Source organism: Vibrio sp. 10N.247.311.12 (assembly GCF_041467515.1).
GTDB lineage: Bacteria > Pseudomonadota > Gammaproteobacteria > Enterobacterales > Vibrionaceae > Vibrio > Vibrio crassostreae_C.
Genome location: NZ_JBFSUV010000007.1, coordinates 69,509 through 92,664, shown reverse-complemented (window position 1 = coordinate 92,664; position 23,156 = coordinate 69,509). Strand labels below are relative to the sequence as shown.

20 protein-coding genes and 1 tRNA gene (1 of these 21 cut by a window edge) are annotated in these 23,156 nt (G+C 45.5%); 9 read left to right on the top strand and 12 right to left on the bottom strand.

Annotated elements, in window-relative coordinates:
• Positions 1-37 (top strand) — tRNA-Tyr (locus AB6E30_RS05245) (it extends 148 nt beyond the left edge of the window).
• 491 nt (positions 38-528) lie between these two features.
• Here AB6E30_RS05245 and AB6E30_RS05240 read toward each other — a convergent pair.
• The gene (locus AB6E30_RS05240) at positions 529-1,437 is read right to left on the bottom strand and encodes a Tim44 domain-containing protein (protein ID WP_017068945.1); all 909 of its coding nucleotides are present in this window, start codon (positions 1,435-1,437) and stop codon (positions 529-531) included.
• A gap of 196 nt (positions 1,438-1,633) precedes the next feature.
• On the opposite strand from AB6E30_RS05240, the gene AB6E30_RS05235 reads away from it, so the two are divergent.
• From AB6E30_RS05235 to AB6E30_RS05225, 3 genes are all read left to right on the top strand, one after another.
• Positions 1,634-2,224 (top strand): TetR/AcrR family transcriptional regulator, encoded by a 591-nt coding sequence (locus AB6E30_RS05235; RefSeq protein ID WP_017064073.1) that lies wholly within the window; start codon positions 1,634-1,636, stop codon positions 2,222-2,224.
• A 17-nt stretch (positions 2,225-2,241) separates the two neighbouring features.
• The gene (locus AB6E30_RS05230) at positions 2,242-4,116 is read left to right on the top strand and encodes an MFS transporter (RefSeq protein WP_372102835.1); all 1,875 of its coding nucleotides are present in this window, start codon (positions 2,242-2,244) and stop codon (positions 4,114-4,116) included.
• A 146-nt stretch (positions 4,117-4,262) separates the two neighbouring features.
• A complete protein-coding gene (locus AB6E30_RS05225) occupies positions 4,263-5,183 on the top strand; it encodes a YeiH family protein (protein ID WP_017060176.1) in 921 nt (306 codons plus the stop codon).
• A 133-nt stretch (positions 5,184-5,316) separates the two neighbouring features.
• Here AB6E30_RS05225 and AB6E30_RS05220 read toward each other — a convergent pair whose 3' ends face one another.
• Together AB6E30_RS05220 and AB6E30_RS05215 are read right to left on the bottom strand one after the other, a co-directional pair.
• Positions 5,317-5,484, bottom strand: a complete 168-nt coding sequence (locus tag AB6E30_RS05220) for a hypothetical protein (RefSeq protein WP_017068947.1) — start codon at positions 5,482-5,484, stop codon at positions 5,317-5,319.
• A gap of 106 nt (positions 5,485-5,590) precedes the next feature.
• Positions 5,591-6,469 (bottom strand): LysR substrate-binding domain-containing protein, encoded by an 879-nt coding sequence (locus AB6E30_RS05215; RefSeq protein WP_017071714.1) that lies wholly within the window; start codon positions 6,467-6,469, stop codon positions 5,591-5,593.
• A 193-nt stretch (positions 6,470-6,662) separates the two neighbouring features.
• Between AB6E30_RS05215 and nagE the strand changes: the two genes are divergently transcribed.
• A complete protein-coding gene (nagE, locus tag AB6E30_RS05210) occupies positions 6,663-8,108 on the top strand; it encodes an N-acetylglucosamine-specific PTS transporter subunit IIBC (RefSeq protein ID WP_017064077.1) in 1,446 nt (481 codons plus the stop codon).
• A gap of 124 nt (positions 8,109-8,232) precedes the next feature.
• Here the strand turns inward: nagE and menE are convergent, their stop codons facing one another.
• The 6 genes from menE to AB6E30_RS05180 form a co-directional block, all read right to left on the bottom strand.
• Positions 8,233-9,669, bottom strand: coding sequence for an o-succinylbenzoate--CoA ligase (gene menE, locus AB6E30_RS05205; RefSeq protein WP_372102833.1), 1,437 nt, complete (start codon positions 9,667-9,669; stop codon positions 8,233-8,235).
• A gap of 64 nt (positions 9,670-9,733) precedes the next feature.
• On the bottom strand, positions 9,734-10,741 hold the full coding sequence (menC, locus tag AB6E30_RS05200) for an o-succinylbenzoate synthase (RefSeq protein ID WP_017060171.1): 1,008 nt from the start codon (positions 10,739-10,741) through the stop codon (positions 9,734-9,736).
• Positions 10,742-10,816: 75 nt separating this feature from the next.
• Complete coding sequence (gene menB, locus AB6E30_RS05195) at positions 10,817-11,683, bottom strand: 1,4-dihydroxy-2-naphthoyl-CoA synthase (protein ID WP_017064079.1); 867 nt, start codon at positions 11,681-11,683, stop codon at positions 10,817-10,819.
• 105 nt (positions 11,684-11,788) lie between these two features.
• On the bottom strand, positions 11,789-12,586 hold the full coding sequence (gene menH, locus AB6E30_RS05190) for a 2-succinyl-6-hydroxy-2,4-cyclohexadiene-1-carboxylate synthase (RefSeq protein WP_372102831.1): 798 nt from the start codon (positions 12,584-12,586) through the stop codon (positions 11,789-11,791).
• Between the two features lie 9 nt (positions 12,587-12,595).
• Positions 12,596-14,320 carry a 2-succinyl-5-enolpyruvyl-6-hydroxy-3-cyclohexene-1-carboxylic-acid synthase gene (menD, locus tag AB6E30_RS05185; protein ID WP_372102830.1) on the bottom strand — a complete coding sequence of 575 codons (1,725 nt, stop codon included), beginning with the start codon at positions 14,318-14,320 and terminating at the stop codon, positions 12,596-12,598.
• A complete protein-coding gene (locus AB6E30_RS05180; RefSeq protein ID WP_372102828.1) occupies positions 14,317-15,624 on the bottom strand; it encodes an isochorismate synthase MenF in 1,308 nt (435 codons plus the stop codon). Before AB6E30_RS05180 ends, menD begins: the two co-directional genes overlap by 4 nt.
• Before the next feature lie 296 nt (positions 15,625-15,920).
• Between AB6E30_RS05180 and AB6E30_RS05175 the strand changes: the two genes are divergently transcribed.
• From AB6E30_RS05175 to AB6E30_RS05165, 3 genes are all read left to right on the top strand, one after another.
• Entirely contained in the window at positions 15,921-17,153 is a 1,233-nt protein-coding gene (locus AB6E30_RS05175; protein ID WP_017060166.1) for a pyridoxal phosphate-dependent aminotransferase, read from the top strand.
• 344 nt (positions 17,154-17,497) lie between these two features.
• The gene (gene yfbR / locus AB6E30_RS05170; protein ID WP_017060613.1) at positions 17,498-18,082 is read left to right on the top strand and encodes a 5'-deoxynucleotidase; all 585 of its coding nucleotides are present in this window, start codon (positions 17,498-17,500) and stop codon (positions 18,080-18,082) included.
• Between the two features lie 55 nt (positions 18,083-18,137).
• A complete protein-coding gene (locus AB6E30_RS05165; RefSeq protein WP_017060614.1) occupies positions 18,138-19,481 on the top strand; it encodes an anti-phage deoxyguanosine triphosphatase in 1,344 nt (447 codons plus the stop codon).
• Between the two features lie 26 nt (positions 19,482-19,507).
• Here the strand turns inward: AB6E30_RS05165 and AB6E30_RS05160 are convergent, their stop codons facing one another.
• Positions 19,508-20,107: a tRNA-uridine aminocarboxypropyltransferase gene (locus AB6E30_RS05160; protein ID WP_372102826.1), complete on the bottom strand. Its 600-nt coding sequence runs from the start codon at positions 20,105-20,107 to the stop codon at positions 19,508-19,510.
• A gap of 9 nt (positions 20,108-20,116) precedes the next feature.
• Between AB6E30_RS05160 and rrtA the strand changes: the two genes are divergently transcribed.
• The gene (rrtA, locus tag AB6E30_RS05155; RefSeq protein WP_136981880.1) at positions 20,117-20,665 is read left to right on the top strand and encodes a rhombosortase; all 549 of its coding nucleotides are present in this window, start codon (positions 20,117-20,119) and stop codon (positions 20,663-20,665) included.
• Here rrtA and AB6E30_RS05150 read toward each other — a convergent pair.
• Positions 20,656-20,955, bottom strand: coding sequence for a helix-hairpin-helix domain-containing protein (locus tag AB6E30_RS05150; RefSeq protein WP_017060617.1), 300 nt, complete (start codon positions 20,953-20,955; stop codon positions 20,656-20,658). The two genes, rrtA and AB6E30_RS05150, sit on opposite strands and share 10 nt — an antisense overlap.
• A 224-nt stretch (positions 20,956-21,179) precedes the next feature.
• Positions 21,180-23,045, bottom strand: coding sequence for a peptidylprolyl isomerase (ppiD, locus tag AB6E30_RS05145; protein WP_017060618.1), 1,866 nt, complete (start codon positions 23,043-23,045; stop codon positions 21,180-21,182).
• Positions 23,046-23,156: the final 111 nt, after the last annotated feature.

The window sequence follows — 23,156 nt, the reverse complement described above, 5'->3', positions numbered from 1 at the left end:
ACTGCCTTCGATGGTTCGAATCCGTCTCCCTCCACCATATTCTCCTTAATTGGAAAATCGAAAAGCCAACTCATTGAGTTGGCTTTTTTCGTTTCTGAGCTTTATCTCTTACTAAACGTGTCTTCTAAAACAACCCTCAACTTCCTAAACACTAACCCGCTCCTACAAATAACTAAGCGATCTAGCCCATTCAAACATCAGTGATCCCATACTTCTGCATGACGCTCACAAGCCAGATAAGCAGCGCAGCCTAAACAATGGGTCGATATATGTTCTTCGCATTCGTTCGCAATTATCTGTTTCTGCTGCAAAGTAACCTCAGGCTCCAATACGGGTTCAAAGAACTTTGTCATTACTCATTACATCCAAATAAAATCAGTTAGTTAGTCTCAGGTTAATCCAATCTTTAACTAAGATACATATCATTAGACGCAAAAAAGCCCCTGCTGATTTCTCAGCAGGGGCTTTCTATTATTTGGTGTTATTCCGAATAACTACATCCTATTGATGTTGAGTTAAATCCTGGAATTAACCTTGAATACCAACAATTAACCATGGTGCATTGTTAGTTGTTAGGTCACGCTCTAGATGCCAGATATCAGTGATATCTTCTTCAACGCCATCCGCTGTGTCACGGTAACGACCGCTAAACTGAAGGCTTAGCTGTGCTTTGCTACCATCGTGGTCTGCGCGAACGATTTCAGCATCAACGTACATTACGTCTGTATGCTGATCACCGTCTAGCTTATTACGCTCAGCTTTTAGGTCTTCAAATAGGCTTGGAGATACGTATTCTTCAATCGTGTTTAGCTCGTTGTGATTCCATGCACCTTGCAGTGTACGGTAGTGCTCACGAGAACCATTGATGAATGCCGCTTGATCAAAGCCCGGTGGGTAGTTATGTGGAACATCGCTTTGTGCACCAAAACCGAAACCACCAGCAGCGCCTTGTGATTGAGGTTGTGTTTGCTCGAAGTTATGAACATTTGGTTGTTGCTTAGGTTGTTCAAACTTGTTCTGACCCATGCCGCCGAATGCTGGCTGTTGGCCACGTGCATTCTGCTGATTCATTGAGCCCTGCTTCGCGCCCAACATTCCGCGTAGGAATTTAAACGCTAGGAAAGCAATCAGACCCATAATCAGAATATCCATGAACTGGATACCTTCAAATGCGCCACCAAAGAATGCAGCTAAAAGACCACCAGCAAGTAAACCACCTAGCAGACCGCCCATAAGGCCTTTCTTGCTAGAGTTAGCTGCTGTGTTCTTACCTGTTTGATCTTGACGGATCGAATTCGTGTTTTGTTGTTTTGGTGCTGGAGCCGTTTTAAAGCTTTTGCCAAATGACTTACCACCACCAAACTTTTTCGCTTCCGCGATTGGCGTCACCGCGACTGTTACCAACAGGATCGCGACTAGTGAGAAAAATCGTTTCATTATTATCCTTTATAGGTTTTTTATCTTTCGACACCTTAATCATACTCGTTAACAAAGAACAATGAAATATTCACGACGTTTACACATGTATCATAATATTGCGGCTATTAATTGATTACTAAACTAGCGAAGGGATTGACGGCACTCAAGGGCAGCATTAAAATATTGAACGATGTTCATTTAATAGAAAGTACCCATGGCAAGACGAAACGATCATACTCGCGAACAATTAGTGCAATTAACCTTAAAAACGGTAACCGACTTCTTAGAAGAGCACTCTTATCACGAGCTAAGTCTACGTAAAATCGCCAATATGATTGGTTATGTTCCAAGTACCTTGGTGAATGTATTCGGCAACTACAACCTATTGCTATTGCATGTTGTTGCTCAAACATTAGATGAACTGGCGTCAGAATCCGCTGCAGCTGTTGAACAATCGAGCAACCCTCAACAAGCTCTATTCAACCTTGCCTACTGCTACCACGATTTTGCACAGAGACACCCTCACCGTTGGCAACTTATCTTTGAGCACAACATGAACGGTGAAAACCTTCCTGAATGGCAATCGAACCGCATCGATAGAATGACAGGCATGCTAGAGCAGTTGCTAGTAGCGATTGCTCCTGAACATACGAAAAGCGAAGTCGTTAAAGCCAGCCGTGTATTATGGTCTGGAGTACACGGAATTACTCTACTTAGCGTTGATGATAAATTTTTCGCCTCTGAGCCTATTGATGGTAAAGAGCTGATCAATAACCTAGTCTCAAACTACTTAACCAACTGGTAATCATCCAAGGAAAGACAATGAACAACAGCAGCCAATCTTCGCTGTTAACGCAAAAAAGGTTCCTACCCTACTTTATTACCCAATTTCTAGGAGCCTTTAACGACAACATATTCAAAAATGTCCTGTTACTGTTTGTTGCTTTCGCAAGCGTAGACACGCTGCCTATTTCCACCAATCTATTCATTAATTTGGCCGCTGGCCTTTTTATTTTACCCTTCTTCCTATTCTCTGCTTTAGCCGGTGTACTGGCTGACAAATACGAAAAATCGTGGTTTATCCGTAAAGTTAAGCTCCTCGAAGTAGTGATCATGTCACTGGGTGCGGTCGGTTTTATCTACGAAAGCTACGGAATATTACTTCTGCTCCTGTTCCTTATGGGAACGCAGAGTGCTTTCTTTGGTCCGGTGAAGTATGCCCTGCTTCCACAGCAGTTAGAAACAAAAGAACTGGTATCTGGTAACGCTCTCGTCGAGACAGGTACATTCTTAGCGATCCTGATTGGTACTCTAGGCGCAGGCATCATTGCATCTGAAGAAGGCGCGAAGCTCATTGCTGCGGTGTGTATTGTTTCGTTCGCCGTGCTTGGCTATGTATCAAGCTGCTTTATCCCACAAGCGCCAAGTAATGCACCAGACCTTAAAGTAAAGTGTCAACCTGTAAAACTGACCCGCGCGACACTGGCGATTGCAAAAAAAGACCGCCCGACCTTTCAAGCACTGATGTCTATCAGCTGGTTCTGGTTCCTTGGTGCGGCTTACCTAACTCAGTTTCCCAACTTCACTAAACTGCATCTAAACGGCACTGAAAGCTCCGTCGCCTTTTTACTGGCACTATTCTCGGTAGGCATTGCAATCGGCTCTTTAGCTTGTGATAAGTTATCTAATCACCGAATTGAAATCGGCATCGTGCCAATGGGCAGCTTAGGTATCTCGATCTTCGGTCTTCTGATGGCGATATCCATCCCGGAGTCTTTGCCTGACTTTAGTTCTTTCCATCAATTCGTAACCTACTCAGAGCTGTGGCCACTGTTTGCTTACCTTCTGCTTCTGGGTATCTCTGGCGGTGTCTTTATTGTTCCTCTGTATTCACTGATGCAGTTACGTGCCAAGCCCGACGAGCGTGCCCAAGTGATTGCCGGGCTCAATATCTACAACTCACTGTTCATGGTGGGAAGTGCGGTATTAGGTATTGTTTGCCTTAGTGTTCTAGATCTTTCAATTCCGCAGCTGTTTATCTTGCTCGCTGTGGGCAACACTTTGGTGATGCTGTACCTGTTTTATCAGGTGCCTATCTACGCTTTCCGCTTCTTTACGTGGGTGGTCACTCACACCATGTACAGAGTTAAACATAAGAACTTACATCACCTGCCAGAAAAGGGCGGTGCGTTGATTGTCTGCAACCATGTGAGTTATATGGATGCACTGCTGCTGAGTGCGGTTTGCCCTCGCTTGATCCGTTTTGTGATGGAAGAGGATTACACCAAGTTGCCGCCAATTCGACGCTTCTTGAAAAGAGCTGGGGTGATTCCAATCTCCGCGACCAACCGCAACTCGATTCGAAACGCTTTCAAAGAAGTAGAGCGTGCCCTGCATGAAGGTCACATCGTGTGTATTTTCCCAGAAGGAAAGCTCACCTCTGATGGCGAAATGGCTGAGTTCATGCGTGGTATGGAGCTGATCATCAAACGTTCCCCTGTCCCAGTGATTCCTATGGCTCTTAAAGGATTATGGGGTAGCTACTTTAGTCGTTACAAAGGCCGTGCCTGCAAAGGGTTACCCACTCGCTTCTGGACTAAGCTAGAGATAGAAGCTGGCGAGCCGATTTCACCTAAACAAGCCTCTTGTGAAACGCTTCGACAGTCAGTCTCTGACCTTCGCGGATCATTACGCTAGTTAACCAGCCCTTTATTCATATCAGTTGAACAAGCGTTAAGTTTTCCTTAACGTTTGTTCAATTCATTTAGACTTACTTATCATTTTATTGAACGTATAGTGGTCTCATCACAATAACGCCACAACAAAACAAGACTCTAAATACAATGAACCTAAAAAAGTCCGTTCCATTTTATCTTGCTGCACTGTTTTGCTTAACGCCTTGGGTTAGCTCACCGACAGCCCTGGTTATCGGTTTCCTGCTTGCTAGTTTAGGATTAGTCCCTGAACACTTGGAAGTCGGCAAGCTTACCAAAAAGCTACTGGCCTACTCTATTGTTGGCTTGGGTTTTGGTATTCAGTTTGAAAAAGCATTAGCAGTAACAGGCGATGGTATTGGGCTCATTGTAACGACGATTATCGGTACATTAGTCATTGGTTGGTTCTTGGCGAAACAAATGGGGCTAGACCGCACTACGGGCTATCTTATATCTTCTGGTACCGCGATTTGTGGTGGTAGCGCGATAGCAGCAGTGGCACCCGCGATCAAAGCAGACGATGAACAGATTGGCTTGGCATTAGCCACCGTATTCGTGTTGAACTCGGTTGCTCTATTCTTATTCCCGATGATTGGTCACGCGCTTGAACTCAGCCAACAAACATTTGGTACTTGGGCAGCTATTGCGATTCACGATACGTCTTCTGTAGTAGGTGCAGCTTCAGCGTATGGCGAAGAAGCACTGACGACAGCGACAACATTGAAGCTCGCTCGCGCACTTTGGATCATCCCAATCGCTTTAATTAGTGCGATGATCTTCAAGAACGATCAAAAGAAGATTACGGTTCCCTACTTCATTTTCTTCTATTGCGCCGCTATCGCGGTGAGTGACTTACTGCCACAATTTGAGATGGTCTATCAAGGAATCTTTGATGTGTCTAAGCGAGCACTGGTCGTGTGTTTGTTCTTAATTGGCTGTGGTATTTCAGTTGAGAAGTTAAAAGCGGCAGGGCCGAAACCACTGATGTTTGGTATTACAATGTGGGTCATGATCTCAACGGGTTCATTGGCGTGGTTAACTCTCGCCTAGCCTGCAAATAAACACTTTAGATGATTGTCTGGTTACCTAGACACTCGGGTTAGCGAGCAGAAAAACAAAAAGGCAAAGCTCCAATGGGCTTTGCCTTTATCGTTTGTGGTAAGGGTATTCTTTGTTGTAACAATCACGAATCAAACAGGGGCTTATCACTCTTCTTGCTCTCTCTTTTCATTAAAACAAGTACCACAACCAACACAAATGCGGTGAGCTCAGCCAACGAACGAGTCAACCCCGATGAGATGATCGCTTGGCCTATCTGCAGTAAAACCGCAATGATGAGGGCAATTTTCATAATAAGACCTTATTCTATAATCCGTTATTTATATGGCTTATTATGATGGATGGTTATAAAGATAATAAATTCTGTTTTGAACTATCTAATTGCTAAATTAACTAACCTAACGCAACTGCCCTTCTAACCACTTAATAAAGGTTCTTACCTTAGGTCGTTTTTCCGTGCCTAACGGGCAGATTAAGTCATACCCTTGGTCTGTATCCATGCTCGGATAAGGTGTTATGAGCTCGCCAGTCTGAACATACTGCTTAACAAAATGATAGCGCCCCATCGCGACACCGATATTGCTGAGGGCACTTCTTACGCCCATATCCCGGTGGCTCACACAGTAAAATTGCTCAAACAAGTTCACATCTAAGCCGTGGTGTTTAATCCAACGCTGCCATACATCTGACCCTAGTGCATGAATGAAATTAATCCGGTGCAGCGATTCTAAGCCATCATCAAAGATGTCGTGTTCAGCCGCGTAACTCGGTGTACATACCGGAATATACTTTTCACCAAACAGGCGCTGTCGATGCATGTCTTTGAGATTTTCAGCACCATAGTAAATAGCGACATCGAGATGATTTTGATGAAAATCCTGCTCTTCTTGCGAGAAAATATTGAGATTAAACTTTGGGTATCGCTGTTTAAAATCAGCCAACCTCGGCAGTAACCAACTGTTGGCAAATGCAGGACTGGTACCGATATTGATCTGTCCATACAAGTCTGTGTTGGTAATGTCTTCGATCTCACCAAAAATAGAGCTTAACGACTTGGATAACGTTCGTTGAAAGCGCTGACCTTCTTCCGTTAGTTCCAGTTTACGAGTCCCTCGCACAAACAAGTTAAATCCGAGTTCACCTTCTAACACTTTGATTCGATGGCTAACGGCTCCCTGAGTCAAATGCAACTTTCTAGCCGCTAGCGTAAAGCTCATTTTCTCTGCAGTAACATTAAAAGTATGAAGATTTCTAAGTAAAGATTGATGGTTAGCCATACGAACTCATGCATTAAAAATTTTAATTCATACTACTACCCGTTTCGTTTGTTTGCATTAAGAAATAAGTTTTTAATAACCGCAGTTACTTAAAATCCTGCCTCGATCAATATTTGACTCCATACGTTGACGAGCAGAAACATTAAAAAAATTAATTACAAACTTAGGGGCACATATGAATATACTCGGGTATATGCAAAAAGTAGGTAAGGCATTGATGGTTCCCGTAGCCACACTGCCAGCTGCAGCAATCCTTATGGGGATCGGCTATTGGTTGGATCCTGTTGGTTGGGGTTCTGAAAGTATCTTAGCCGCATTCTTGATCAAATCTGGTGGCGCGATCATCGACAACATGGCGGTTCTATTCGCGGTGGGTGTCGCATTTGGTTTGAGCCGTGATAAGAATGGTTCTGCGGCACTGTCTGGCTTTGTGATGTTCCTCGTCGTCACCACGCTACTTGCTCCGGGCTCTGTTGCTCAGTTAATGGATGTTGAACTCAGTGAAGTGCCTGCGGCATTTGGCAAAATCAGCAACCAATTCGTAGGTATCATTGTGGGTATCATCTCTGCTGAGATCTACAACCGCTACTCAACGGTTGAACTTCCTCAAGCTCTAGCGTTCTTCAGCGGTAAGCGTTTGGTTCCTATCCTGACCTCAATCGCAGGTATGGCTCTCTCTTTTGCTCTACTTTACATCTGGCCAGCTGTTTACGACGCTCTGATCGTTCTGGGTATTAAACTAGAAAGCATGGGTGCGGTGGGTGCTGGTCTGTTTGGTTTCTTCAACCGTTTGTTCCTATCAGTAGGTATGCACCACGCTCTTTACCCTGTGTTCTGGTTCGACGTTGTTGGTATTAACGACATTCCAAACTTCTTAGGCGGCGCGCAATCTATCGCTAACGGTACGGGTATTCCAGGTAAAACTGGCATGTACCAAGCGGGCTTCTTCCCTATCATGATGTTTGGCCTACCAGCAGCAGCATTGGCGATGTATCACTGTTCTGATGCGAAAAACAAAAACCAAGTATTCGCAATCATGCTTGCGGCAGCTATGGCTTCATTCTTCACGGGTATCACAGAGCCACTAGAATTCAGCTTCATGTTCCTAGCACCCGTGTTGTTCCTACTGCACGCAGTATTAACAGGCCTATCGCTTTACATTGCAGCAAGCATGGAATGGATGGCAGGCTTCGGCTTCTCTGCTGGTTTCGTTGACCTAGTACTATCAAGCCAAAACCCACTCGCGGTTAACTGGTACATGCTACTGGTTCAAGGTGTGGTGTTCTTCGCGCTTTACTACGGTATTTTCCGCTTCGCTATCATCAAGTTCAACCTACGTACTCCAGGTCGTGGTGAAGAGATGGAAGCAGAAAAAGAAACTGAAACGCCAGAAGCATTGGCTAACCTAACCAACAGCTACATTGAAGCGGTTGGCGGTGCAGACAACATTCTAGAAGTCGATAACTGTATTACTCGTCTACGCTTAACTGTGAAAGACTCAGGTGCAGCAGACAGCGAGAAACTGAAGAAACTCGGTGCGGCAGGTGTGGTACCGGTTGGGAAAGGTGGTCTACAAGTTATCATTGGTCTAGGTAAGGTAGATAAAGTCGCTGAACAAATGAAGAAGGCACTCGCTTAACGCCAAATCTCGAATGACACGATAAATAATTAGAATTTGTGACGGCTTCACCACCGTCACACCCCCCTGAAGCGCAATTACGACTAGTCACCGTGTATTGCGCTTCATTTTATTGCTCTTCGCTCTATTTAGAACGGGTCTGCTGTAACCACTGCGCTAATCCCGCTCTCGATACCTTAATACCTAACTGTTCTTGTTGAGGCATGCGGTAATACTCAATAGGGAACTTAAATCGCTCTAGGCTTCCTTGTAGCTGCTCTGCAAACCATTCTTTGGTTAGAACTTCATCACAGTCCACAATAGCTACTGGTCTAAAACCAAATTCGCTGTCTTCTATGGGCACAATAAAGGCTTGCTTAACTTCGGGCAGCTGGTTAAGTACTCGCTCAATTTCTTCGCAATGAATGTTCTCACCACCAGAAATAAATTGATTGTCGGCACGGCCAATAATCGACACTTGTTCGCCAACCCACTCACCAAGATCTTTGCTATCAAACCAGCCGTTGTTATCAACTAATGGCGTTAATTTACCTTGATAGTAATACCCAGAAGCGAGCGTCTCGCCGCCAATAAAGATACGTTGTTCTTCAATTTTTAGCTGGCGATGGTTAAGGACAAAACCGGCGGTGCAGCTGGCATCAACGGGCTTCGCGGTTACGGTTGAAGCCGCTTCGGTCATGCCGTATCCAAGCCATGTTTCGATGCCCATTTGTTGAGCTTCGAGCCCAAGTGCTTCTGGTATATGACTACCACCCAAAAGTACATGCGTTAAAGTAAGTGCTTGCTTACTCTTTAACAATCGATGTAGCTGAGTAGCGACTAATGAAGCGTGACTGCATTCTTCTATATCGGTTTCAAGCTGACCTGTGCCTATTTTGATGCAACCACCAGCCGCCAACCAACGATGAACTATCGCCAGTCCCGACACATGGTACATAGGTAAACTCAGTAACCAAGTGTCACCTTGTTGATAGCGAAACACCTCAAGCAGCCCTGACGCAGAACATAAGTGCTGCTCAAGTGTATGAACGACCGCTTTTGGGTTTCCGGTAGAACCTGAAGTGAATACGATGCTCGCTAGATTTTGCGGATTGAAATTGGATTCTTGAGGTGTCGTTATCTGCTCATCATCACCATCAAACTTCAGTTCACTTAGGCAAGGCAAGGTCACCAACTGAGTATTCAAATCGGCAGTCTCTGATTGCTCTATTCCGCTATTGCCCAAGAGCCAAAGGTAGCTCTGTTGATCTGCTTGATATAAGGAATCGAGCTTTTGCTTCAGGCGTAAACTAGGCTGAGGCATCGTAAACGCACAAACCACACCCAAATTGAGTGCGGCAAGATAAACAGGGATCACTTCAGCTTGATTCTTACCAACAATCGTCAGTACATCACCTTCAGATAGGCCTTGATGAGATAGCTGTTGTTGGTACTCACTAACCAACACAAACACTTGCTGCCAAGTATAAGTGCGGTGAGTGGTCACTAACGCTGGTTGAAGTGGGTTTTGCTGCGCCCACTTTACCCAGAGCGGGGGATGATTAGATTGTGGGCGCATCATATGATAACCAAAAATAGATTAAGAACTTGTTAAGCTAACTAAATAGCCATTCAAATAGCTCGGTCTAAGAAGACCAAATCAATTGTTGCTTTTCAAGCGTAGAGACAGGCAACTGACAGCCCGGCCAAGAAACCTCTAGCTGCTGCTTGAACAAGCCAATCGTATCCAACCCCGGCACTTCATTTGGCAAATATTGCTGCGCCAGACGAGCAATCTGAGTCAGACCTAGGCTCGACTCAATGCTTGAGCTCAATACAGGTTTCATTCCAAGCTTCTGTGCTCGCTCAATGATTGCCACGCAACGCTCGACAGAACCAATAAGAGTTGGCTTGATCACGACTGCTTTAACACCAGTAAGGTCGCTAAGATCAAATTCCGGGCTGCGCACCGCTTCTTGCAGTGTCTCGTCCCACGCAATCGCCACACCATGGTCAATGGCAAAGGCCAAACTGTCTTCTGGCTTTTGGCAAGGCTCTTCGATAAAGCTTATACGCTGGCGCATTGACGGCGAAATGTATTTAATGAATTGCTTCGCTTTCTCTGGCTTCCACGCACGGTTGGCATCAAGTCTTAGAGTCAAATCAGGGATCGACTCAAGGAATAAGCTAACCAACATGCCATCGCGAATCGCTTCGTAGAGGCCGACTTTCACTTTCGCGACCTTCTCGCCTACCATCTCATTCAATACAGGAATCAGTTCATCTGGATCGCCTGTACACAAAGGCGCCGCTTGGTAGTTACCTTGAGCGTTAAGATCGCCTCGCAATTCCATCATCGCCATTGAAAAGCCAAACGCGACAGAAGGATACAGCTCGTCGAAAGGCGTTTGAGGCTTATTGTGGCTCCAAAGCTCTAATTCGTGTTGAAGCTGAATGCCAGCTTGTTCGGCATCTTCTTGGCTAAAACCGGGCAAAGGCGCAACTTCGCCAAAACCAGTTTTACCATCACACTCAAGTTGGATGATATAGCCAACACGTTCGTTCAACTTATTGTCACGAAGAACCACACCACTATCCATAGGTAATTGATAACGGTAAAGTTTAGCGTGACGCTGAGAATTCACTGAGTTCATAAAGTTTCCTAAAAAACGGGGAACATCAAAACAAAACGAGCCGCTATTAGCGACTCATTTTGAAGAGGAGAAAGACTATGGATTACGCGGGAACTTGTCGAAGTCCGGTCGACGTTTCTCGTTGAATGCGTTGCGGCCTTCTTGGCCTTCCTCTGTCATGTAGAACATCATGGTTGCGTTACCAGCCAACTCTTGTAAGCCTGCTTGACCATCACAGTCAGCGTTCAGTGCCGCTTTCAAGCAACGCAGTGCCATTGGGCTGTGTTGAAGCACTTCACGACACCAACGAACTGTCTCTTTTTCTAGGTCAGCAACAGGAACAACGGTGTTTACAAGGCCCATGTCCAGTGCTTCTTGTGCATCGTAGAAGCGGCACAAGAACCAGATTTCACGTGCTTTCTTTTGACCAACGATACGAGCCATGTAAGAAGCACCCCAACCGCCATCGAAAGAACCCACTTTAGGACCCGTCTGACCGAACTGCGCGTTTTCAGCTGCAATAGTAAGGTCTGCCATCATGTGAAGTACATGACCGCCACCGACTGCCCAACCCGATACCGCTGCGATAACTGGTTTTGGACAAGTACGAATTTGACGTTGGAAATCAAGTACATTCAAGTGGTGCGTACCTGAGTCATCTTGGTAACCGCCGTAGTCACCACGGATACTTTGGTCACCACCAGAACAGAACGCCTTCTCACCAAGACCAGTCAAAATGATTACGCCAACTTTCTCGTCATAACGAGCATCAGCCAGTGCATTGATCATCTCTTTTACGGTTTGTGGACGGAACGCATTGTGCACTTGAGGGCGAGCAATCGTGATTTTCGCAATACCGTCATCAGACTTGTGGTATTGAATATCTTCATATTGACTGCTTTCATCGCGCCAGTTAACGGCTGCGTAAAGTTCTTCTTCTGTGATGCCTACTGTTTTAGCCATGATGATTCCCATTGTTCTATTAGAGAGCGCGACTAGCGTAGAGTCGCGACGGTGTTGCTCTGCTTTCTATAGCGCTTGATACGAGAGGTTCGCTCAGTCAGTTCATCAACGACTGGCGATACATTGGATGATCAGATTTGAAAACATCTCTGGTTGCTCAAAATGAACATTATGACCCGCGTAATCCACCTGACTATATTCAAAGCCACTATTCTCAGCTAGCTCCATGAATTTACGATCTTTTTCTCCACATACATAATGCAATAAATGCTCATGAGATTTCAATGTGGCACGTAAATCCGGTTGCTTAGCTAACGAAGTAGATAACAACATATTTGCTACGGATACTCCAAGGTTACCACTACGCTTTATGACCAAAGTTTGTCTTTGCTCATGATTTAGTGAAGAAAAGACGCTTTGTTGATACCAATCGTCTAAAACATCTTCAATCGACTGCTGTGCAAAGCGAACAGCCCATTGCGTATCGTGTACTAACCTTTGTGCTCTTTCTTCATCACATTCCAAGCCAAAGTTGCCACCTTCAATGATGACTTTCTCTAAGTTAAGAGTTTCGAAGCAAGGGCTTGTTACCCCATACATGGCAAGCCTTCCCCCCATAGAATACCCAATCACCACGATAGGATAATCGACAGGAACATCGTTGAGAGCCAGCTGAGATGTGATGCACTGAACTATCTTGGTACAGCAATGATCAAAGCCTACAGGGTCGATAAACCGGCTTTGTCCGTGTCCGGGCAAATCTATGCAAAGACGAGGAAAGTCTTCGAGGAAGGGGTGGCATGCACTCCAATCATCCCCGCTTCCGAGTAAACCATGTAAAAAAACAAGCAAAGGTTTGTCAGAAGATTCTTGTACTGCTGGGTAATAATTGGAGTAAAGCATGTAAAGTCCTTAGGCTAATGCCTCGGTGAGCATTGAGCTGAATTGCTTCAGCAAAGTAGACGCTTGTTCGGGAGGCGTCTTAACTTCTACGAGCAAGGTACCCTGACCCTGTTCAAAATGTTGTTCGATGAGCGTTTGATAGCAATTCAAGGTTTCTGGCGCCGCATAACCAAGATGGAATTGCGCAGCAGCATGTTCAAAATTGAAACCATGAGGCATTTGATATAGAGACTGTTTTTGTTGCTCAGGAACCGGCAAAAAATCAAAGATTGCCCCACCATCGTTATTGGTAACCACAATAACCATTGGTGTTGTGCTGTGAGTAAGTAGCGCCAGCGAATTTAGGTCGTACAACAAAGAGGTGTCACCAATCAGCATCATCAAAGGATTCTGGTTGGCTTTTATCACTCCCGCAGCCGTCGCCACCAAGCCATCAATGCCCGATGCACCGCGGTTGCTGTAGACTTGAGTCGCAGAGATTGATGACAGCATATCCACCAGCCTTACCATCAAGCTATTTCCCACAAAAAGCTCTCTGCCCTTAAGTCTAGACGACAAGTCAACGGCAACGCTCAACTCTGTCAGTTGGTCGTTATTAGAGATTTGCGCCAACGCTAACTGCTGAACCGTATTCGCGACTTTCGCCAAAGATGCCGCCCAGCCAGCATGTTCTCCCAACAGCGTTGGTAGATGTTGCTCTGATAACCAATGTTCGATATCAGCGACAATATGAGTTTGAGGCAGATGATCTTGATTAATACGATGTGCATCTGGTGAAACAACGATGTACTGCGATGAACAAAATGTGGCAGCTTGTTCTTTTACCCATTGGTTAAGACGCTTAGATACGATGCGCTCACCAAACTGGATAATAAAATCACACTGACTAAGCTGTGCTTTGGCTGCGTCACTTTGCATCCATAAATCATAGTGTTTCCAGTCACTACTGACACCCGATTGAGGGTCACAGAATACTGGCCAGCCCAAAGCTGTCGCAAACTGCTTGGCTTTAATTGCAGCTTCATTCTCGATAGAACCAATAATCACTGCGCCTTTACGAGCGACATAATCACTTGCTGAGACAGGCTGAGCGATTAAATGACTGGGCAAATAAGTGGACGAGTAAAGGCAGGTTGAAGCTCTCCAAGCTGCCACGCTCTTTGTATAATCCGCATACATCTCAGCACTACTCTTAGAATAGAGCGGCTCTGGGAACGGACAATTGATATGAATCGCACCGCCAACATTGCGTTGTTTCGCAAGCGCGCTATCAACCGATGTTAGAAGCCAATTCAATGAAATCTGTGTGGTTGGGCTTGGCAGGTTTAAAGCACTTTCTACATGGGAAGAAAAGATACCATGCTGCTGAATCGCTTGATTGGCACCACAGTCGACCAAGTCGATGGGCCTATCAGAGGTTAGCAAGATCAGCTTCTCTCGGGTCAGCCCAGATTCAGCCGTCGCAGGAAGCAAATTCGCCACAGCGGTTCCTGATGTCACAACCACCGCAACGGGTTTGTTGCTCGCTTTAGCTAAACCTAAAGCCAAGAAGCCAAGCCCGCGCTCATCAAAGTGCGTATGTAAGGTTAGCTTAGAGTTAGCTTCGGCTTCGAGTGTTAATGGTGTTGAACGAGAGCCTGGCGCGATGCAAACATGTTCAACACCGCTGCGGGCAAGCTCTTCAAGTAATGTGTTACACCAAACTCTGTTTAATACAGCTTGGTCGTGATTCATGACGCCACACCTAATGGTGGGTGATCAGAAATGAGACTGAGCAGAGTCGACATCTTCTTATTCAGCTCTTGCCACTCATGTTCGGCAACCGATCCCGGCACGATCCCCGCGCCAGCAAACAGTTGTACTTGATCGTTTACAATCAAGGCGCTTCGAATCGCCACGCAGAATTCCGCTCGCTGATGACTGATATAGCCTACAGAGCCTGCATACCAACCTCGTGCAAACGGTTCGTGTTCAAGAATGAAATCCATCGCCTCTTTACGAGGTAAACCCGCCACCGCAGCAGTTGGCTGTAAGGCAGCAAGCAACTGCACACCATTAACGCCATTGTTGAGCTGAGCATGGATATTGCGCTTCAAATGCTGCACCTTACGCAAGCGCACTAGACGCGCATCCTTTTCAACATGGACCGTTTGAGAATGAGGAGTGAGACGCTCAATGATGTCGTCGACCACATACTGGTTCTCATTGAGGTTTTTGCTGTCTTGAGAAAGCCAGTTGGCCAGTTCCATATCCTCAGTAGCGTTCTCTCCGCGACCAATGGTTCCAGCAAGCGCCTCGGTATCGAGCTCCGTACCATGGCGACTATATAAGCGCTCTGGCGTCGAGCCAATGAAACTGTGTTTAGAATCCAGCACCAACATAAAGTGGAAACTGTGGTGATTTTGCAGATAGCTGGCTTTAAGTAATTGAGCTGCGCAGATAGGCGCATCGAGCTGCAATGTAGTTTTTCGCGCTAAAACGACTTTTTTGTACTCTTCGTCGCTAATGCCTTGCAGCACTTTATCGACAAGGTTGCCCCACAGCTCTCTCTCTGGAACGTGATTAATTTGTTCAATATGGGCAGACAAAGGCGCCAATATCGCGGCTTCTACAGAAAGCTTATTCAAAGCATTAATAGAAGAAACGCGATCAGGGGACAAGTTAACCGCCAGCGACCAAGTATTGTCAAAGCGGATCAATTCAACCTGAGGAAGGAAGAAAAACGATTCCATGCAGCGGCGGTTCTTTGCGGTGTGCCCGTCAAACGAGCGTCCACCCCAGATTCGTTGGTCTTCACCAAGAATCGCGTACGCGGGTGCAGGATCTGAAAACGTATGTAACTGTCCGAGCGCAACAACCTCTTCACGAGTGTCGCGTGACTGCCAGTAGAACTTAGGAAAGAGCGGTTGAGCATGAAGCCATTCTATAAATGCAAACGATGGTTTTTGCGTTAGAACTTCAACACAACGAACTTCGCTTGCTTGGGCATTTTGTACTCGCTCAATCAAAGCGGAGATAGTTTGCTGGAAATGTGACAAATCGACCTCGTTCACATCTAAATTATTATTATATTAGTTTGATACTTTATGGGCAGTACCCACTTAGATCAAGAATGTACTATATCTTTTCAACATTCCTGTGATTTTAAGCGATCCCGCCCCTTTATTCATCTTAGCCAATAACCAAGAAAGCGATTAATTAAAATTTAGAAAAGAGTGACAACAAAAAGGCTAAACGTGACACTGAAATGCGACATTCATCAGATTTTTATTCTATCAAACACCATTTTGCGGTACTTTAATAAAGTATTTAAATTAATTTCAGGAAATCGGCAATGCAAAATATCGGGATGTCGTCAAAACTCAACAGCGTATGCTACGAAATCAGGGGGCCTGTACTCAAACATGCTAAGCGCATGGAAGAAGAAGGGCATAAAATACTGAAGCTTAATATTGGTAACCCCGCCCCATTTGGTTTTGACGCCCCTGATGAAATCCTTGTTGACGTAATCCGTAACCTACCGACATCTCAAGGTTACTGCGACTCAAAAGGCATCTATTCAGCCCGCAAAGCGGTTGTTCAGCACTACCAGAAAAAAGGCCTACGTAACCTTGATGTAGAAGACGTTTACATTGGTAACGGCGCATCAGAGCTTATCGTTATGTCTATGCAAGCGCTACTGGATAATGGTGATGAAATCTTAGTTCCCGCTCCGGACTACCCACTATGGACAGCGTCTGTTGCGCTTTCTGGTGGTACACCGGTTCACTACATGTGTGATGAAGATGCTGATTGGTATCCAGATTTAGACGACATGCGCGCAAAGATCTCACCAAAGACGCGCGGCATCGTTCTTATCAACCCGAACAACCCAACAGGCGCGGTATACAGCCGTGATTTCCTATTACAAGTGGTTGAGATTGCTCGTGAGCACGGTTTGATCATCTTCGCCGATGAAATCTACGACAAAGTACTTTACGACGGTGCGGTACACACTTCAGTGGCAACGCTTGCTGAAGACGTATTAATGGTCACGTTCAACGGCCTATCTAAAGCTTACCGTGTATGTGGTTTCCGTGGTGGTTGGATGTTCTTAACAGGCCCTAAACACCTAGCGAAAGGCTACGTTGAAGGACTAGAAATGCTGGCCTCAATGCGTTTGTGTGCCAACGTTCCGATGCAACACGCTATCCAAACCGCACTCGGTGGCTATCAGAGTATCAATGAGCTGATTCTTCCAGGCGGTCGACTGCTTGAACAGCGTGACCGTGCATGGGAACTGATCAACAAGATCCCTGGCGTTTCTTGTGTGAAACCGAAAGGTGCAATGTACCTGTTCCCTAAAATCGACACCAACATGTACAACATCAAAGACGATCAGAAGTTTGTACTCGACTTCCTTAAGCAAGAGAAGGTGCTATTGGTTCAAGGTACGGGCTTCAATTGGCCGAAACCGGATCACTTCCGTATCGTGACTCTGCCGCACATCGAAGATCTAGAAATCGCAATTGGTCGTTTAGAGCGCTTCTTACAGACTTACAGCCAAGACGACCTCATCGAAGGTTAATGAGCACAAAGAAAGATGGCTACAATTTGCTGTTTTAAAAGACTTTAACTTGTATTCATTCACTTCTATGCTTAAAAGGCTCCTGTTTAGGAGCCTTTTTTGTATCCGCTGTCTCGTATCCCTGTGCAAACACAAGATACGAGTGGAGTATTGTTTATACCAATCACAGTAAGTAAGTGTTCAGAAATAGCGTAGGGAAAAAGCTTGAGAACAAGGCAGCTCTTTTCGACAAGCAGCTTCGATAAGTAGTTATTCTACAATCAAAAATTCTAACATAGTTATCGAGTTTTTTAACAAGCTAGGATGACCAGTTATTTACTACGATTGGTACTATAAGGACATTTATGAAACAGAGCCATTTTTTTGCCCATCTCGCACGCATGAAGCTAATTCAACGCTGGCCCCTGATGCGTTCGGTATCAAGCGAGAACATTTCAGAACATAGCCTACAGGTTGCTTTCGTGGCACACGCCTTGGCACTGATCAAAAACAAGAAGTTTGATGGTCAGCTTAACCCCGAGCACATTGCTCTGCTTGGCATGTACCACGACACCAGTGAGGTACTGACAGGTGATTTGCCAACGCCAGTTAAATACTACAACCCGGATATTGCACAAGAGTATAAGAAGATAGAAGCCGCGGCAGAACAAAGACTGCTTTCGATGTTGCCAGAAGAGTTCAGAGACGACTTCGCCCCCTTCTTAATATCTGGTACTGCGAGTAAAGAAGAGCAAAGCATCGTCAAGCAGGCAGATACTATCTGTGCGTACCTGAAATGCTTGGAAGAGCTCAGTGCGGGCAATCATGAATACGAGCAAGCCAAGCGCCGATTGGAAGAGACACTCGAACAACGCAAAAGCCCAGAAATGGACTACTTTCTCACCACATTCGCACCGAGCTTTGAATTATCACTAGACGAGATAAGCTAGCTGGGTATAAGTTGTTTTTAATTAGCTAAATAAAATCAATTTGATAGGTGCTATTTTGAATTCTCAACTCGAACCACCCTTTGTACTCGAACAAGAATGGCAGCATCGAAATGACGATGAACATAAAATAAGACGGGATGACCACCGCAGCCCGTATCAGCGTGACCGTGCGCGCGTGCTTCACTCTGCTGCTTTCCGTCGCTTACAAGCGAAAACCCAGATCCATGGCACCACGGTCAACGACTTTCACCGAACGCGCCTTACCCACTCTCTTGAGGCCGCTCAGCTTGGCACCGGTATCGTCGCTCAACTGAAGAAAAAGCAGCCCGAATTTCGAGACCTATTACCCTCAGACAGTTTGATTGATTCACTGTGTTTGGCTCACGACATCGGTCATCCCCCCTATGGACATGGCGGCGAAGTCGCACTCAACTACATGATGCGCGACCACGGCGGCTTTGAGGGCAACGCTCAAACGTTTCGCATAGTCACACAGCTAGAACCTTACACTGAACATCACGGGATGAACCTATCTCGACGCACTTTGTTAGGTCTAATTAAGTACCCTTCTCTGCTGAGTGAGGTTCAAGCTAAATTGCAGTCTGAACCCGTTAAGCATCAACGACAACTCCGAGCTAAAGATTGGATGCCAGCAAAAGGCATCTACGATCATGATGAAGAGTTGTTTAACTGGGTGCTTGAACCGCTTTCAAGCAGCGACCAACAGCTCCTAAAACAGAAAAGAAAAACGCATACCGAGCCACTTGAGCACAACAAGACCAAATATAAGTCACTGGATTGTTCGATCATGGAACTTGCTGACGACATCGCGTATGGCGTGCACGATTTAGAAGATGCGATTGTGCTTGGCTCTGTGACCAAAGCTCAGTGGGTCGAATCGGCTTACCCTCAACTGAAAGAGATGGCCGACCCATGGATTTGTGAACACCTAGATTCAATTACAGAGATGCTTTTCTCTGGTGAACAGTATCGTCGAAAGGATGCGATTGGTGGGATAGTCAACGCACTGTTGACCAGTATCTCGATTAAGCGAGTGGAGGCTAACTTTGAGAATGTACTGTTGGCTTACAATGCGGTGCTCGAGCCGAGCATGGACGGCACACTCGATAAGCTGAAACACTTTGTCAGCGAGTTCGTTATTCAAGTGCCACAGGTTCAGGTCATCGAATACAAAGGTCAACAGATCATCATGGATATGTTTGAAGCATTCAGCGCAGATCCTGAACGCTTGCTGCCACTGCCCATCAAGAAGCAATGGCTACAACATCAAGATGAGTCTCGAAAAATGCGCGTGATAGCCGATTACATTTCATCGATGACTGATGATCTTGCGCAGAAAATGCATCAGCAACTGTTCTCAGCTCATACCGAGTTTTAATTCCTGACTCACTTTACTAAAACGGCTTAATCTAAGTAGTTTTTCTCAAACACGCCCGGCGGCATTTGATTGATTTGAAACTGAATCATTTGGTCAAATGCCGTTAGCAAAGGGCTAAAGTCGCCATCACGCTCTAACAAGCTAAGTAAATGATAGCCAGCTTCAACGGTTGAAAGGCTATTTTCACTGGGTGCTTTGCGAATTCGGTAATTACCCTTGAGATCTTTCGGTAAATGAACCGTGTTCAACGCATGCAAGTTACTCGATACTTGCCACATCTTGAATGCTTTCTTCCACGTGCCATCCAATAAAATCACACGCAGCTTCTTATTGGGAGATGTCGCCGACTCAACTGAAACAGAGTTTTCGCTTGGGTATAAAATCACATGTTGATAATGTTCATCGGCCAGCAATATGTTCAGTTGCTCGTTGTTAGAAAAGTCTTCACCGACAAACGTCACACTGTTATTTAGAGATAACGAGAGAATACGCGCTGTTCCCATCGGACGATGCTCTTCTGATGGGTGCTGAAGAATGATAAGCTCAACATTCGATTCGAGTGGTGTAACCCACTGACAAATACAAGCTTTCAAAGCCTTGCTGCATTGGGGGCAATAACGAGACATGGATTTAATGTGTACCCTGTTTTAATTTTCATTTCACTTTTATGCGTCTTATTCCAATTTGAGCCAATACAAGCTTGGGTCGTTTGGGATAGCAATGCGATTGCCGATGGGCAATGGTGGCGAATCCTAACAGGAAACTTTTCACATACCAACTACTCGCATCTTCTGATGAATCTAGCAGGCTTGTGGATCATCAGCTACCTGTTTCAACCGAGTAAAAAACAGCTTGTTGTTGCTTTGCTTGTGATCAGTTTAGTGACTGGCGTCGCTCTGTTGTTTTCAAGTATTCAGATCTACGTTGGCCTATCGGGCACTTTGCATGGGTTGTTTGGCTTATTCGCGCTCAGAGAGGCTTTAAACGGCAGGAAGTCTAGTTGGCTGTTAGCATTCGGATTAGTCGCTAAAATCGCTTGGGAGCAGCTTATTGGCCCTTCTAGCACGACTGGTGAACTGATTAATGCTCGTATCGCGATTGAAGCCCACCTAGCAGGTGCATTGGCCGGAGGCTTCATATCTATCGCTTCATTTCTAACAAGTAGAAAAACGGGTCAAAGTTGAATTCTTTCGCGGTTCTTTTCAACCGTCGCTTCACCTATCCCTTTGACACTCACCAAATCATCAGCAGTAGTAAATGCCCCGTTCTGATCTCTGTAATCGACGATTTCTTTGGCTTTCTTGTCACCCACGCCAACCAATAGTGCTGAAAGTTCTTCTGCCGTCGCGGTATTGATGTTGACCGTAATCTCAATGCCTTCGTAAAGCTCAGCCTTGGTTGGGCTGTCTGCAAACACGGCAGGGCTTAAGAGCATCAGAAATGAAAGAATTAGTGTTGAATATATCGTGCGCATAAATAGTTCCTTTGTTCAAAAAACGTAACTTATGCATTTGCCGCGCTAGATAACACAATCACCAGATAAAAATAAAGCGGATCACCTAAGTGACCCGCTTCGTTATACATCTTATTTTCATCAGCTTGTTTGTTGGCTCACAAATCTGAATTAAAGCCTAACAATCACGTGTTGATTTCAGTAGTAAGCTCTAACTTGAGCTTGCTACTGAGGTAATCAAACGCTTACTGACCTTGACCCACTACGTAGTATTCAACGTCTGCGTTTTTACGAAGTACGTTTAATACGTTAGTCAGGTCTTGCTGGTTACCAACTCGCTCCAACTGTGCACCAATTTGAGTGCTGTAGGCTGGGTTGATCTCAGCCGTTACTTTAGAAAGCTCAACAACAACGATATTACCGTCTTGGTCTTTAGATTGACCGAACACAGCTTGACCTGCTTCTGGTTTCGCTAGAGCGAATACAGATGCCGCTAATGGCGAGTTACGGTCAATCGTTTCAAGTTCAGTGAACTCAAGGTTGTTGTCCGCTAGTACTGCTTCATTGCCTTGCTCAAGTTCGTTCACTAGAGAAACACCTAGCTCAACCGCTTGCTGCTCTGCTTGTACAGCAGACAGTGCAGCGACAACTTGATCTTTCACTTCAGCTAGAGGAAGAACTGTCTCATCACGAGTCTCTTCTACACGAACAACAATTACGTGTTCAGGTGCAACTTCGATAACTTCCGAGTTTAGACCGTCTTCTTTCACTTCAGGGCTCAAGATAGCTTGCATAACTGCAGGCGTCATCAGAACTTCTGGAGCGTCAACTTGAGAGATGAAATCTGTCGTTGTGATCTTCGCGTTGATAGCTTCTGCAGAATCATCTAGAGAATCTGGGAATTCAAACGCTACTTTTTCTAGCTCAGTTTGTTGCTCGTAGAACTGATCAACTGCGTGTTGGTCTAGAAGCTCTGTCTTAATCTCTGCCGCTACTTCAGTGTAAGGCTGAGCTTGAGACGCTTTTAGTTCGTCTAGCTTGATGATGTGGTAGCCGAAATCAGATTTAACTAGGCCAGTAGTATCGCCAATATTCTCAAGAGCGAAAGCCGCGTCTTCGAATGCAGGGTCCATAACATCGCGCTCAATCCAACCTAGGTCACCGCCAACGTCTGCACTACCGAAGTCGTCAGATTTCTCTTCCGCTAGCGTAGCAAAATCAGCGCCTGCATTTAGCTCGTCTAGGATTGCCTGAGCTTTCGCTTCGTCATCGCCTTGAACTAGGATGTGGCTAACTTTACGTTGCTCTTCCGTTGAGTACTTGTCTAGGTGCTCTTGGTAGTATTTCTGTGCTTCTTCATCGCTTACTTCAAGCTGAGACTTAAGCGCTTCAGCAGAAAGCTCAATGTAAGATACCTTAGCTTGCTCTGGACGAGTGTAAGCTGCTGGGTTCTCTTGGTAGTACTGTTCGATTTGCTCGTCAGTTAACTCGATGTCTTTTGCAAGGTCAGCAACAGACAGTGTCACTGTGCGAATGTCACGAGTTTGTGCGATAAGCTTGCTCTGAGTATCGATTTCGCCCTGAAGAACGAATTCACTGCCTTGAAGTGCAGTCACAAGCTGGTTGCGCATAAGGTCACGACGCATGTATTCAGCGAAGCTCTCTGCGCTGAAACCTGCACGACGTAGTGCCGATTGGTAAACTTCTTGGTCGAATTGACCCGCCGTTTGGAACTGAGGCATTTCTAGAATCATGGTGCGGATTTGAGAATCACTGATTCGTAGGCCTAGAGACTCAGCTTGCTGCTCAAGCAGTACGTCATTGATCATGCGATCAAGTACTGATTTACGGAAAGACTCTACGTAAGCAGGGTCTGCAAGCATTTGCGCGAAGTAATCGCCAAGTTGAGACTGCATACGATTACGTTCGTTTTGGTAAGCCTGTTCGAACTCACCACGAGCAATTTCTGTGTTGCCAACTTTAGCTGCTGCGTTGTTACCGCCACCGGTGATGTAGCTGCCTACACCTGCGAATACGAATGACAGGATAATCAACCCAAGGATAATTTTTACCGCGATGCTATTCACGCCTTCGCGTAATCGATCCATCATAATTTAAGTGCTCTCCGGATATGAAGCATTGGCTTCAAAATAAAAATCTATTCACGCGATATTATCAGAAAAAGAAATGCGCATCAGTAGGATGCGCATAATTTAAATAAG

What these genes read in the sequence shown, in the direction of transcription:
- AB6E30_RS05240 (WP_017068945.1), bottom strand. Translation starts at nt 1,437, where the DNA reads ATGAAACGATTTTTCTCACTAGTCGCGATCCTGTTGGTAACAGTCGCG.
- AB6E30_RS05235 (WP_017064073.1), top strand. Translation starts at nt 1,634, where the DNA reads ATGGCAAGACGAAACGATCATACTCGCGAACAATTAGTGCAATTAACC.
- AB6E30_RS05230 (WP_372102835.1), top strand. Translation starts at nt 2,242, where the DNA reads ATGAACAACAGCAGCCAATCTTCGCTGTTAACGCAAAAAAGGTTCCTA.
- AB6E30_RS05225 (WP_017060176.1), top strand. Translation starts at nt 4,263, where the DNA reads ATGAACCTAAAAAAGTCCGTTCCATTTTATCTTGCTGCACTGTTTTGC.
- AB6E30_RS05220 (WP_017068947.1), bottom strand. Translation starts at nt 5,484, where the DNA reads ATGAAAATTGCCCTCATCATTGCGGTTTTACTGCAGATAGGCCAAGCG.
- AB6E30_RS05215 (WP_017071714.1), bottom strand. Translation starts at nt 6,469, where the DNA reads ATGGCTAACCATCAATCTTTACTTAGAAATCTTCATACTTTTAATGTT.
- nagE (WP_017064077.1), top strand. Translation starts at nt 6,663, where the DNA reads ATGCAAAAAGTAGGTAAGGCATTGATGGTTCCCGTAGCCACACTGCCA.
- menE (WP_372102833.1), bottom strand. Translation starts at nt 9,669, where the DNA reads ATGATGCGCCCACAATCTAATCATCCCCCGCTCTGGGTAAAGTGGGCG.
- menC (WP_017060171.1), bottom strand. Translation starts at nt 10,741, where the DNA reads ATGAACTCAGTGAATTCTCAGCGTCACGCTAAACTTTACCGTTATCAA.
- menB (WP_017064079.1), bottom strand. Translation starts at nt 11,683, where the DNA reads ATGGCTAAAACAGTAGGCATCACAGAAGAAGAACTTTACGCAGCCGTT.
- menH (WP_372102831.1), bottom strand. Translation starts at nt 12,586, where the DNA reads ATGCTTTACTCCAATTATTACCCAGCAGTACAAGAATCTTCTGACAAA.
- menD (WP_372102830.1), bottom strand. Translation starts at nt 14,320, where the DNA reads ATGAATCACGACCAAGCTGTATTAAACAGAGTTTGGTGTAACACATTA.
- AB6E30_RS05175 (WP_017060166.1), top strand. Translation starts at nt 15,921, where the DNA reads ATGCAAAATATCGGGATGTCGTCAAAACTCAACAGCGTATGCTACGAA.
- yfbR (WP_017060613.1), top strand. Translation starts at nt 17,498, where the DNA reads ATGAAACAGAGCCATTTTTTTGCCCATCTCGCACGCATGAAGCTAATT.
- AB6E30_RS05160 (WP_372102826.1), bottom strand. Translation starts at nt 20,107, where the DNA reads ATGTCTCGTTATTGCCCCCAATGCAGCAAGGCTTTGAAAGCTTGTATT.
- AB6E30_RS05150 (WP_017060617.1), bottom strand. Translation starts at nt 20,955, where the DNA reads ATGCGCACGATATATTCAACACTAATTCTTTCATTTCTGATGCTCTTA.
- ppiD (WP_017060618.1), bottom strand. Translation starts at nt 23,045, where the DNA reads ATGATGGATCGATTACGCGAAGGCGTGAATAGCATCGCGGTAAAAATT.